Genomic DNA, 11513 nt, shown 5'->3' with positions numbered 1-11513 from the left:
ATGAAGGTCGGCTGGTCCACCGTAGCGTGCGCGCGGGTGGTGAGTTGACCACCGGCGAGGCGCCCGCCGCCACGCCGTCAACTGCCGGTGCCGGTACGGCCCCAGTCGGGGCCCGCACGGTCCCACGCCTGGTCCCAGCGGGCGTAGCGGCGCCGGACCATGGACCACACGATCGTCCGCCGCGCGCCCTCCACGAGCCCCGCCGCGCACAGGGCGGCGCCGACGCCGGCCAGCACGGCGTGGGTGTTCGCCGTCGCGGCGTCGAGCGGGCGGCTCATCGGGCGGCCCTCGCCGTCGGTCCACAGGGCGAACCGGTCGCCCGGGTGCGGGGTGTCCAGGGCGGCCGTCACCGGGCCGTGGTGCGCGCTGCCGTCCGGGGCGGTCCAGTCGGCCTCGACGCGGCTGCGGGCGTCCCGGCCGGAGACCGCGTCCGGATCCGTCACGAACGCGTTCGCCTTGAGCTCCTTGACGACCGTCGCCGTGATCTCGAAGCGGGTGGACTGCTGGTCGCGCACCGACCTCAGGAGGGCGTCCTGCACGAAGGAGCCGACGACCGTTCCGGCCACCGGCGCGACGACCAGGACCAGCAGCAGGGCGCCGGCCGCCACCCACGCCTCGACCAGGTCCGTCGTACGGCGCACCGGGTTGTGCCGCCAGCGCCAGAGTCCGCCGATCGCTCGCACCGCCACCGCACCCCCTTCCCGCTCCGTGATAACCCTCCAGGCGGCCGTTCATCCTCGATCCCGGTCGAAGAGAGAGCGAAATCACCCGCTCCCGGGGTCTCTCATGAACTTCTCACGAAGCGTCAACGCCCGAGGTCGGGCCGCTGGTTCCCGGGACGCGGGAGGAAATCCCGGGGCGCTGTCAGTCCAGGATCCGCACCGGGTCGCCGACCCGGATCACGCCGCGGGTGAGCGGCACCAGGTTCTGGCCGAAGATCAGCCTGCCGTCGATGCGGCGGTACCGGCCGAGGGTGTGCAGGGGCTCCCGCCCACGCGCGGCGGTGGTCTGGTCGGTCGTGGTCACCACGCACCGGCCGCACTTCTTCGCCGCCCGGAACGCGACCTCGCCGACCGTCAGGCGCGACCAGCCGTCCTCCGCCCACGCCTCGGTGCCGTCCACCACCACGTTGGGCCGGAAGCGGTTCATCGGCAGCGGTCCCTCCGCGGCGTGCTCCCCGCGCGCGATGAGGGAGTTGAGGGCGTCCAGGGAGGCCGTCGCCGTGGCGAGCAGGGGGTAGCCGTCGGTGAAGGCGACCGTCTCGCCGGGCAGCGCGTACGCGGGGTCGACCGGACGGCGGGTCGCCGGGTCGTCCATGTGCACCAGACGCGCGTGCGCGCCGAGGAGGGCGCTGCACCAGGCGTCGGCGGCGGGACCGGCGGGGACCCCCTCCACCTTGTCGCGGAAGATCTCCACGACGACCGTCTCCACCGGCTCGGGCACCGCGACCTCCAGCGGCGCGAGACCGGGCGCGGACAGCCGGACGCCGCCGCCGGGCAAGGGCTCGGCGGCGGCCAGGGCGAGACGCGGCTGCTGCCGCTGTGTGACGACCTTCCCCCCGCTGTCGACCACCGCCCAGCGCCGGTCCCCGACCGGCCCCCAGGGCTCCACGACGGCCTCCCGGGGGCTCACCCCCCGGAACGCCTTCACCGGATGGACATGGATCGACAGCAGCCGCGCATTCCCCATGGGGGCAATCCTGCCAGGCGGCACGGACCGCTCCCGGGGACGCGGCTCAGTAACCGCGGTACTGCTGCTGGTTGTTGTACGGGTCCTGGTAGGGCGCCGGGTTCGGGCGCGGCGCCGCCGGGCGCATCGCCTCGTAGCCGGTGGCGCCGGCCATGGGGTTCATGCCGCCCATCGTCCCCATGGCGCCGCCCATCGTCCCGCCGCCCATCGGTCCCGGCTGGGGCTGCATCGGCGCCTGCGCGGCCGGGTACGCGCGCGGCATGCCGCCCTGCGGCGGCACGTACGCGGCGGGCGCCTGCTGGAGCGGCGCGGGCTGCTGGGCCTGCGGGTAGCCGTAGGCGGCCTGGGAGGGGCCCGCCGGGAGGGCGGGCAGCGCCGACGGCAGCGCGGGCAGGTTGCCGCTCGGCATACTCGGCACGCTCGGCACGTCGTAGGCGGCCGGGACCCGGATCGGGGCGATCTGCGGGGTGCCCCGCTCGGCCACGAGGGAGTCGTAGATCGGGGTGTCCGGGAAAGGGGCGGACGAGTAGTAGCCGCCACCATAGGTGGAGCGGGGGGAGGTCATGGCACATAAGGTAAGCCCACGATGCGCCGGTTGGGGAGACGGGTATGGGGGTTGTTTTCCGCGCCGGTTGTGGCCTCGTATCCCCAATACGAGCGAACATGGGAAAAAGGGGCGACAATGCTGGTTGGAATTGTGTAAAGAGCAGGTTCCAGCAGGGTTTCCGGGGGCCGAACGCACGTGTTCTCGTACTCCCGGCGGGAGTTGAAAGGGACACGATGCCGATGCCGTCTACGCCGTCGATGCCCAAGGGGGCGAACGTGCCGGTGCCCGCGACGGCACTGCGCATCGAGTGCGGACGCCGCCTCGGACCGGGCGTCCCGGACGTCGACGCCTCCGCCCTGCTCCTGGTCGGCGGAAAGGTCCGCTCCGACGACGACTTCGTCTTCTACAACCAGCCCGCGCACGCGTCGGGAACCGTCCGGCACGAGGGCAAGAAGACGTCCGGAGGGATCGTCACCGAGACCCTTCTCGTCGACCTCGCGCGCGTGGAGCCCGAGGTCGAGACCGTCCTGCTCGCCGCCTCCGCCGACGGCGGCTCCTTCGGGAGCGTGCCCGGACTGTACGTCGAGGTCCGCGACGCCGCCCGAGGCACCGTCGTCGCCCGCTTCGAGAGCAGCGGGGCGAGTGTCGAGACCGCCTTCGTCCTGGGCGAGCTCTACCGGCGCCAGGGCGCCTGGAAGTTCCGCGCGGTCGGCCAGGGCTACGACAGCGGCCTGGAGGGCCTGGCGACGGACTACGGCATCACCGTCGACGAACCCCAGCGCACCGCGCCTCCCGTACAGCTCACCAAGGTCACACTCACCAAGGCCGCCCCCGCCGTCTCGCTCACCAAACAGGGCGCCACCTCGGGCACCCTGCACGTCAACCTCAACTGGCAGACACCGCCCGGCACTTCGCAGGCGGGCCTCGACCTCGACCTGTGCGCCCTGTACGAACTCGCCGACGGCCGCAAAGGCGTCGTCCAGGCGCTCGGCAACGCCTTCGGCTCGCTGGCGCGGCCCCCGTACATCCACCTCGACGGCGACGACCGCACGGGCGCGCTGACAGCCGGCGAGAACCTCACCGTCAACCTGGACCACGCCACCGACCTCAGGCGCGTCCTCGTCTTCGTGACCGTCTACGCGGGCGCGCGCTCCTTCGCCGGTCTGCACGCCACGGTGACGCTGCGGCCGCAGCGGGGCGCCCCGGTCGACTTCTCGCTCGACGAGTGCACCGTCCCCTCGACCGTGTGCGCGCTCGCGCTCATCACGAACACCGGGGGCGAACTCGTCGTCCGCAGGGAGGCGCGGTATCTCGTCCCGGAGCGCGGGGTGAGCCCGCAGCGGACCGTCGACCGGGCTTATGGCTGGGGCATGAACTGGACCCCGGGCCGGAAATAGGAAACAGCCCTTATTTATTTTTCACACAGAGGTTCCTCTTCGCCGGGAACGGCCTGCGGGCGCGCGTACGTCCGCCCCTTCCACGCCGCCCCCCGCCCCCGGTAGTGCCGCACCGCCGAGTCCACCGTCATCAGCAGGTACAGGAACGCCGTGAACGGCAGCAGGGGAGCCGTCCACAGCGGCAGGCGGTAGTAGCGCAGCATCGGGGCGTACGTCGCCGTCATCACCGCCCACGCGCCCGCGCCCAGGACGCCCACCGGGACGCTGCCCAGGGCGATCCCCGCGACCAGCGCGAGCGGCGGCACCAGGTACACCAGCGCGAGCCCCATCACCGTCCCGGCGAGCAGCAGCGGGCTGTGCCGCAGCTGGGCGTAGGCGCTGCGCGCGACCATGCGCCACAGGTCGTGCAGGCGCGGGTACGGGCGCACGCTGTCGACGTGCTCCGCGAGGCCCAGCCAGATGTGCCCGCCGGCGCCCTTGACGGCCCGCGCGAGCGCGACGTCGTCGATCACCGCCTGCCGGATCGCGTCCGGGATCCGCGCCCCGCGCGCCGCCTCCGTACGCAGCAGGACGCAGCCGCCCGCCGCCGCGGCCGTACGCGCGCCCCTGCGGCCGATCCGGCGGAACGGGTAGAGCTGCGCGAAGAAGTACACGAACGCCGGCACCACCAGCCGCTCCCACAGGCTCTCCACGCGCAGGCGCGCCATCTGCGACACCAGGTCGTAGCCGCCCGCCCGCGCGGACGCCACCAGGCGACGCAGACTGTCCGGCGCGTGCGCGATGTCGGCATCCGTCAGCAGCAGGAACTCCGGCTCCCGCGCACCCGCCAGCGCGATGCCGTGCCGCACGGCCCACAGCTTCCCCGTCCACCCGGCGGGCGGCTCACCCGGCGAGGCGACCGTCAGCGGCAGCCCGCCCAGCCGCCCCGCCAACGCGCGCGCGAGGTCCCCGGTGCCGTCCGTGCTGCCGTCGTCGACCAAGAAGACCTCCGCGCGCCCCGGATACTCCTGCGCCAGGAGCGAGGGCAGGCTCTCGGGCAGCACGGCGGCCTCGTCGCGCGCGGGGACGACGACACAGACGTCCGGCCAGTCGACGGGATCCCGCGGGGCGGGCGGCAGGCGCACGTCCGTGCGCCAGAAGAAGCCCTGGCACAGCAGCAGCCACAGCCAGGAGACGAGGGACAGGGCAGCGATCCACACGACGGCGCTCACCCGCGCAGTGTGCCCCACACCAGGGGCCGCCACCGGGCCATCGTCTATCGTGGCCGGGTGAAGATCGCGCTCATGGACTCAGGAATCGGCCTGCTGGCGGCCACCGCGGCGGTACGGCGACTGCGGCCCGACGCCGATCTCGTGCTCTCCTTCGACCCCGAGGGCATGCCCTGGGGCCCGCGCACCCCCGAGGACGTCACCGCGCGCGCCCTGGACGTCGCCGAGGCCGCCGCGCAGCACGCGCCGGACGCGCTGATCGTCGGCTGCAACACCGCCACCGTGAACTCCCTGCCCGCCCTGCGCGCCCGCCTGGAGCCCGGCATCCCCGTCGTCGGCACCGTCCCCGCGATCAAGCCCGCCGCCGCCCTCGGCGCCCCCGTCGCCATCTGGGCCACGCCCGCCACCACCGGCAGCGCCTACCAGCGCGGCCTCATCCGCGACTTCGCGGGCGGCGTGAGCGTCGCCGAGGTGCCCTGCTGGGGCCTCGCGGAAGCCGTCGAGCACGCCGACGAAGCAGCGATCGACGCCGCCATCACCGCCGCCGTCGCGCTCACGCCGGACGACGTCACGACCCTCGTCCTGGGCTGCACCCACTACGAACTCCTCGCCGAACGCATCCGCGCGGCCCTCCAGCGCCCCGGCCGGCCCCCGATCGTCCTGCACGCCTCCGCCGACGCCGTCGCCGCCCAGGCACTGCGCCGCATCGGCGCCGCGCCCGCGCCCGACGCGCCGGCCACCGGCGGGCTCACGGTGCTCCTCAACGGGCGCGAGGGAGTCCTGCCGGACGCCGCGCTCGCGTACGCCGAGGGGCGCGCGCTGCCGATGGCCACCGTCGCGTCCTGACGGTTGTCCCGCGCGGGCGCCCGATGACCCCCGCCCGGACCAGTCACTCCTCGCGACGGACTCCCCGCGGCGGGAAACCTGAGTAACCTCGTAGGCATGAGGGACCACCCCCGCGACGAGAAGACCCCGCATCCGGACGTGTGGACCGGACGGGCCACCAACCGGTTCCAGTGGCTGCCCGCGCTCGCCGGCGCCGCCTGCCTCGCCCTCGGCATCGAACTGGCCGTCGACTCCGCCTGGACGTCCGGCGTCGTGTCCCTCGCCATGTCCGTCGTGGGCTGCATCGCCGCCGGGCTGCTCGTCCTCTTCGGCACCCTCGCGTTCCTCCACGTCGCCCTCAAGGTCGACCGGGACGCCCTCGAAGTGCGGTGCGGGCACATGGGGCTGCCGCGCCGCCGCATCCCCCTCGCGCAGGTCGCCGACGCCGACTTCGACCCCCACGTCACCCCCCGCCACTGGGGCGGCTGGGGCTACCGCTGGCGCCCCGAGCGGGGCACCGCCGTCGTCGTCCGCCGGGGCGAGGGCGTCGTGCTGCGGCTGTGGGACGGACACACGTTCACGATCACCGTGGACGACGCGGAGGCGGCCGTACGGGTCATCCGGGACCGGCTGCGGCCGACGACGCCCGGGGCGCCAGGGACGGCGCACTGACGCGCACGCGCGCGACGTCCGCCTGACCATGCGCGTGCCCTTGAGTCCACGCGTGCGCGCGGGTGTCACCCCGCCACGTCCTCCTCGTACGTCCGCACCGCCCCGTCCGGATCCCGTGCCTCCTGCGGCAGCGGGCGGGCCGTCGCGATGCCCGCGAGGAGGCCCGCGCCGGCCGAGACGGTCGTGAAGCTCAGGACGTTGCCCACGAGCGCCAGGGCCGCGAGGGCGGTCAGGGCGGCGCCCGCCGTGAGGGCGACCGGGGTGGGGCGCGGGGAGCGCCACAGGGCGTGCAGGAGCCAGCCGAACGCGGCCGCCAGGAGGACGACGCCCACGATGCCCTGTTCGGCGGCCAGCTGGAGCGGCGCGGAGTGCGGGAGGCCGTCCGAGAGGGGCGACTGGGCGGACGTCGGGCTCAGCTCGGCGAAGCTGCCGGGGCCCGCGCCGAGCACCGGATGCGTCTCGGCCAGGTGCAGCGCCTCGCGCCACAGCGCGATCCGGCGGGGCGTGAGCTGTCCGGCGAGGGCGTCGCCGAGACCCCCGCGCGGAGCGCCCGCGGCGATGGCCCACACCAGCCCCGTCAGCAGCGCGGTCGACACGGCCAGGCCCGCGACCCCCGTACCCCGGCGCGCGCGCCCGGCCGCCACCGAGGCCAGCAGGACCGCGCAGCACGTCACCACCGCCGCGACCGAGCCCAGGGCGGCGCCGGTCACCGCCAGGGCCGCCGTCCCGAGGCGCAGGGCGAGCCGTAGCGCCGCTACGGGAGTCGCCCAGGCCGCGCAGCACGCCGAGCCCGCCGCGAGCGTCAGGACGGCCGCCTCGGCGCCCGCACGGCCCAGCGGGGCCGCGCTCTCCGGGCCCGGGGACAGCTCCGGCGCCGCCACGGTCAGTGCCAGCCCCGCGAGGGCCGCTACGCAGGGCGCGGCCACCGGAAGCAGCGCCCCGGACATCCGGCCCGCCGCGTACCCGGCGGCGACCGCCAGCACCGCGAGCAGCGTGCCCTCCGCGCGCCCGTCGTGGGCGCCCGCCGAGACCAGCGCCCACGCGGCACACGCCGCGAGCACGGTCATGCCGAGCGCGTCGGAAACGTTTCGTCTGTCGCCGTCCGTGCCGTCGCCGCCCACGGACGCATGCCCCGCTGATCCCACCCAGCCCCCCGAACCCGGTCCCCCGACCGTCTCCGCCCCAGCCGCGCGCCTCACCGGCCGCTCACCAGGGCTGGGCACACCGTAACGGGTGGGCGGGGGTTTGTGGATGAGTTGTGCAGGCGGAGGATGCGGGCGGACGGGGAGAGGCGCACGCGCGCGAGGCGGACAGGGGAGCGTCCCGCGCGGGGCCTGTGAAGAACCTGTGAGGCCCCGCGGTGTGAGGACCGTCCTGTCGGCCGAAAGGTCACTCGCCGTACACTCCGGGAGTGACCGTCACCGCACCCCCCGCAGGGCCCTTTGGCCAGTTGGCGCCCGAGGGCGCGTCCGCTCCGCGTGGACGCCGCTACCTGCGGTTCGTCCCGGCCGTCGGCGCGGTGCTCTCCGGAGTGCTGCTCTACGTCAGCTTCCCGCCGCGCACCCTGTGGTGGCTCGCGCTGCCCGCGTTCGCCGGGTTCGCGTGGGTGGTGCGGGAGCGCCGGTGGAAGGCGGCCTTCGGGCTCGGCTACCTCTTCGGGCTGGGCTTCCTGGTGCCGCTGCTGAAGTGGACCGGCGTCGAGGTCGGCCCGCTGCCCTGGCTCGCGCTCGCGGCGATCGAGGCCGTGTTCGTCGGCCTGGTCGGCGTCGGTGTCGCCGCCGTGTCCAGGCTGCCCGGGTGGCCGCTGTGGGCGGCGGCCCTGTGGACCGCCGGGGAGGCGGCACGCGCGCGGGCGCCGTTCAGCGGCTTCCCTTGGGGCAAGATCGCCTTCGGCCAGGCCGACGGGATCTTCCTGCCGCTCGCGGCCGTCGGCGGGACGCCCGTCCTCGGCTTCGCCGTCGTGCTGTGCGGCTTCGGCCTCTACGACGTCGTCCGGCTGGCCCGCGAACGCCGCCTCGCGCGCGGGGTGACGCGGCCGGCCGCCGCCGTCGCCCTGCTGAGCGTCGCCGTCCCGGTCGTCGGCGCCGTCGCAGCGCGCCCGCTGGTCAGCGACAAGGCGGAGGACGGCACCGCGACCGTCGCCGCGATCCAGGGCAACGTCCCCCGCCTCGGGCTGGAGTTCAACGCCCAGCGGCGCGCCGTACTGGACTACCACGCGCGCGAGACGGAGCGGCTGGCCGCCGAGGTGAAGGCCGGCAAGACGCCCAGACCGGACTTCGTGCTGTGGCCGGAGAACTCCTCCGACGTCGACCCCTTCGCCAACGCGGACGCCGCCGCCGTCATCAACCGGGCGGTCGACGCCATCGGCGTGCCGATCTCCGTCGGCGGTGTCGTCGAGCGCGACGACAAGATGTTCAACGAGCAGATCCTGTGGGACCCCAAGCAGGGCCCCACGCAGACCTACGACAAGCGGCAGATCCAGCCGTTCGGCGAGTACATGCCGCTGCGCGGGCTGGTCGGGGCGATCAACTCGAACTGGACCGAGATGGCCCACGCGGACTTCGCCCGGGGCTCCAAGCCGGGCGTGTTCACCATCGACGGCACCAAGGTCGGCATCGCCACCTGCTACGAGGCCGCCTTCGACTGGGCCGTGCGCGACACCGTCACGCACGGCGCGCAGCTCATCTCCGTGCCCAGCAACAACGCCACCTTCGACCGCAGCGAGATGACCTACCAGCAGCTCGCGATGTCGCGCGTGCGCGCGGTGGAGCACAGCCGCACGGTCGTCGTCCCGGTCACCAGCGGCGTCAGCGCGATCATCATGCCGGACGGCCGGATCACGCAGAAGACCGGCATGTTCGTCGCCGACCACCTCGTCCAGAAGGTGCCGCTGCGCTCCTCCGAGACGCCCGCGACGGCGATGGGCATCCTGCCCGAGATGCTGCTCGTCCTCGTCGCCGCCGGCGGCCTCGGCTGGGCGATCGGCTCCGGGCTGCGCGCCCGGCGCGCCGGTGACGCGTAGCCGTACACCTGGCGTACGCCTCCCGACACCGGCCGGTCCGCCAAGATCGGCCGGTTAGGGTCGGAGCATGGCAACTCCTGAGTTCATCCGCACGATCCGGGCCTCCGCCGGCCACCAACTCCTCTGGCTCCCCGGGGTCACCGCCGTCGTCTTCGACGACGAGGGCAGGGTGCTCCTCGGACGCCGCTCGGACACCGGCGAGTGGTCGGTGATCGGCGGTATCCCCGACCCGGGCGAGCAGCCCGCCGTGTGCGCGGTGCGCGAGGTCTACGAGGAGACGGCCGTGCACTGCGTCGCCGAACGCGTCGTCCTCGTCCAGGCGTTGGAGGAGCACACCTACCCCAACGGCGACACCGTCCAGTTCATGGACATCACGATCCGCTGCCGGGCGACCGGCGGCGAGGCGCGGGTCAACGACGACGAGTCCCTTGAGGTCGGCTGGTTCCCGGTGGACGAACTCCCCGCCGGGCTCCCGGACTTCGCCGTCGCCCGCGTCAAGCAGGCCCAGTCGGACGGCCCGACCTGGTTCGAGAACTCCGTTCAGGTGCTGTAGCCGCCGTTCACGCCGGGCGCCTGGTCCGGGGCGGGGACGCGACGGCCTCCGTGACGTCCCGCGTCGCGCCGCGTCGGCGCGGCGGGATGCCGCGCCGGGCGGCGGCCGTCGTCACGGTGATGACGCTTCCGTTGCTGTCTTCGGACGGGGCGAGTGCGAGGTGGACGATGGTGCGCGGTTCGTCGTGCCCGGTACGTGGTGAGGGTGGTGTTCTTCCTCGTTCTTCCTCGGGATCGCGGTGTCGCCGGCGGCGAATGTGGCTGCCGTTCCAATGTTGGCGTGGAAGCCAGTGCTGGTGACCGGCCTCCGGTGGCGTTGCTGTTGGCGGTGGAATTTCTGGGGTGCCGGACTGGTGATGACACGGGATGACGGTGAGGCGGAATCGTCCGTGGACGACAGCGACCTCGTTGATCCGCTTCTGGCGCGTGCTCGGCAAGTGGACGCCCATCACTGGGAGTTGTATCAGCGGCCGGTGTCTGCTGAGTCGCTGTGCGAGGAATCGAGGGTCGGGGCGGGAGGGGCGCGGTAACTGATGGCCTTGGTGCGGGCGGGGCGCAACGGCCGTCCTGGGGATTGAACATGCGGAGGAAGCAGAACCCGGCGTACGGCCCGGCTCGTCTGCTTTTATGGCTCTGACCTGGGCTTATGTACCGGTCGGGGCTCGTTTCCGCCCCGGAGGGCATCCCGCTTCTACCTGCGAGTTCCCGGGAGTTCCCCAGAAAATATGCACTGATTGTGCACTGGGAACGGATCTTGGAGCCCCGGTCGGGACCGCCCCTGAGCCCTCTGGGCCGGGCGGCGAACGGGGCGGTGGTCACGATGAGTGACCCTGTGAACGGCCGTCCCGATCTCCAGCGCCGGATGGAGAATCTGGACGGCTGGGTCCGTACGGCGTGCGCTCTCGTGGTTGCCGGAGTCGCCGCGTACGCCTCGTACGTCCATCAGCGCGAGTTCGCGTTGCAGGGCGGGGCGGACCGGGTCAGTGCCTCGTTGTGGCCGCTGTCCGTGGACGGGCTTCTCCTGCTGGCCGCGGTCGGCCTGCTCAGGCCCGCTCAGACTCGTGTCCGTCGGGCGCGGGCGGCGATCTGGTCGGCTTTCCTCCTGGGGATCGTGGTCTCGCTCGCGGCGAACGTCGCAGCCGCTCCGGCGTTGGAATGGAAACCGGTCCTGGTGGCGGGCTGGCCCCCGGTCGCGTTGCTGCTGTCGGTCGAGCTTCTGGTGCATCGTCCCGGTCCGGTGGACCAGGAGGAGAAAGAGGAGACTGCCGATCCTCCTCCGGAAGACGGCGATCCGTTGCTGGCGCAGGCGCGGATGCTCGATTCCCGTCACCGGGAACTCCATCAGCGGCCGGTTTCGGCCGAGACCCTCCGGAAGGAACTGCGTGTGGGGGCTCATCGCTCCAGGCAGTTGGCCGCGGTTGTCAGGGGCAGTCTCAACGGTGGTGGCGCTGATTGACCTTCCATCGGTGATACGAGGCGCGGCGAGGGACGGGACGACCTGCTCGGCCAAGGGTGTAAGGAGAGTAGAAGTGAGGTAGCCGACCAGGACGCGCTTCGCGTTGGGGGAGAGGTACCTGTTGCCTTCTAGCTGTTCCGCCAGG

11 protein-coding genes are annotated in these 11513 nt (G+C 73.5%); 6 read left to right on the top strand and 5 right to left on the bottom strand.

Annotation, left to right across the window (positions count from 1 at the left end; translation table 11 throughout):
* Positions 1 to 77: 77 nt before the first annotated feature.
* The 3 genes from IAG44_RS05060 to IAG44_RS05050 form a co-directional block, all read right to left on the bottom strand.
* Entirely contained in the window at positions 78 to 683 is a 606-nt protein-coding gene (locus IAG44_RS05060; RefSeq protein WP_187752512.1) for an Rv1733c family protein, read from the bottom strand.
* Between the two features lie 181 nt (positions 684 to 864).
* Positions 865 to 1689 (bottom strand): MOSC domain-containing protein, encoded by an 825-nt coding sequence (locus IAG44_RS05055; protein WP_187745918.1) that lies wholly within the window; start codon positions 1687 to 1689, stop codon positions 865 to 867.
* A gap of 46 nt (positions 1690 to 1735) precedes the next feature.
* Entirely contained in the window at positions 1736 to 2254 is a 519-nt protein-coding gene (locus tag IAG44_RS05050) for a DUF6643 family protein (protein ID WP_187745917.1), read from the bottom strand.
* Between the two features lie 239 nt (positions 2255 to 2493).
* Here IAG44_RS05050 and IAG44_RS05045 point away from each other — a divergent pair, with 239 nt between their 5' ends.
* Positions 2494 to 3633: a TerD family protein gene (locus IAG44_RS05045; protein WP_187752511.1), complete on the top strand. Its 1140-nt coding sequence runs from the start codon at positions 2494 to 2496 to the stop codon at positions 3631 to 3633.
* A gap of 14 nt (positions 3634 to 3647) precedes the next feature.
* Here the strand turns inward: IAG44_RS05045 and IAG44_RS05040 are convergent, their stop codons facing one another.
* Entirely contained in the window at positions 3648 to 4862 is a 1215-nt protein-coding gene (locus IAG44_RS05040) for a glycosyltransferase (protein WP_187752510.1), read from the bottom strand.
* Between the two features lie 39 nt (positions 4863 to 4901).
* Between IAG44_RS05040 and IAG44_RS05035 the strand changes: the two genes are divergently transcribed.
* Positions 4902 to 5687 carry a glutamate racemase gene (locus tag IAG44_RS05035; RefSeq protein WP_187745916.1) on the top strand — a complete coding sequence of 262 codons (786 nt, stop codon included), beginning with the start codon at positions 4902 to 4904 and terminating at the stop codon, positions 5685 to 5687.
* Positions 5688 to 5783: 96 nt separating this feature from the next.
* Positions 5784 to 6338, top strand: a complete 555-nt coding sequence (locus tag IAG44_RS05030) for a hypothetical protein (RefSeq protein WP_187745915.1) — start codon at positions 5784 to 5786, stop codon at positions 6336 to 6338.
* A 65-nt stretch (positions 6339 to 6403) separates the two neighbouring features.
* On the opposite strand, the gene IAG44_RS05025 is transcribed toward IAG44_RS05030, so the two are convergent.
* Entirely contained in the window at positions 6404 to 7405 is a 1002-nt protein-coding gene (locus IAG44_RS05025) for an O-antigen ligase family protein (protein WP_187745914.1), read from the bottom strand.
* 344 nt (positions 7406 to 7749) lie between these two features.
* Here IAG44_RS05025 and lnt point away from each other — a divergent pair, with 344 nt between their 5' ends.
* The 3 genes from lnt to IAG44_RS05010 all read left to right on the top strand — a co-directional run bounded on the left by lnt (position 7750) and on the right by IAG44_RS05010 (position 11368).
* The gene (gene lnt / locus IAG44_RS05020) at positions 7750 to 9360 is read left to right on the top strand and encodes an apolipoprotein N-acyltransferase (RefSeq protein ID WP_187745913.1); all 1611 of its coding nucleotides are present in this window, start codon (positions 7750 to 7752) and stop codon (positions 9358 to 9360) included.
* A 67-nt stretch (positions 9361 to 9427) separates the two neighbouring features.
* Positions 9428 to 9913, top strand: coding sequence for an NUDIX hydrolase (locus IAG44_RS05015; protein ID WP_187745912.1), 486 nt, complete (start codon positions 9428 to 9430; stop codon positions 9911 to 9913).
* A gap of 831 nt (positions 9914 to 10744) precedes the next feature.
* Entirely contained in the window at positions 10745 to 11368 is a 624-nt protein-coding gene (locus tag IAG44_RS05010; RefSeq protein WP_246561501.1) for a DUF2637 domain-containing protein, read from the top strand.
* Positions 11369 to 11513 lie beyond the last annotated feature (145 nt).

The organism is Streptomyces roseirectus (assembly GCF_014489635.1).
GTDB lineage: Bacteria > Actinomycetota > Actinomycetes > Streptomycetales > Streptomycetaceae > Streptomyces > Streptomyces roseirectus.
The sequence above is the reverse complement of the archived record's forward strand: the minus strand, read 5'-3'. Positions and strand labels throughout refer to the sequence as shown.

Coding starts and splice junctions, on each gene's coding strand:
- IAG44_RS05050 (WP_187745917.1), bottom strand. CDS start 2,254: ATGACCTCCCCCCGCTCCACCTATGGTGGCGGCTACTACTCGTCCGCC.
- IAG44_RS05030 (WP_187745915.1), top strand. CDS start 5,784: ATGAGGGACCACCCCCGCGACGAGAAGACCCCGCATCCGGACGTGTGG.
- IAG44_RS05025 (WP_187745914.1), bottom strand. CDS start 7,405: ATGACCGTGCTCGCGGCGTGTGCCGCGTGGGCGCTGGTCTCGGCGGGC.
- IAG44_RS05045 (WP_187752511.1), top strand. CDS start 2,494: ATGCCCAAGGGGGCGAACGTGCCGGTGCCCGCGACGGCACTGCGCATC.
- IAG44_RS05015 (WP_187745912.1), top strand. CDS start 9,428: ATGGCAACTCCTGAGTTCATCCGCACGATCCGGGCCTCCGCCGGCCAC.
- IAG44_RS05055 (WP_187745918.1), bottom strand. CDS start 1,689: ATGGGGAATGCGCGGCTGCTGTCGATCCATGTCCATCCGGTGAAGGCG.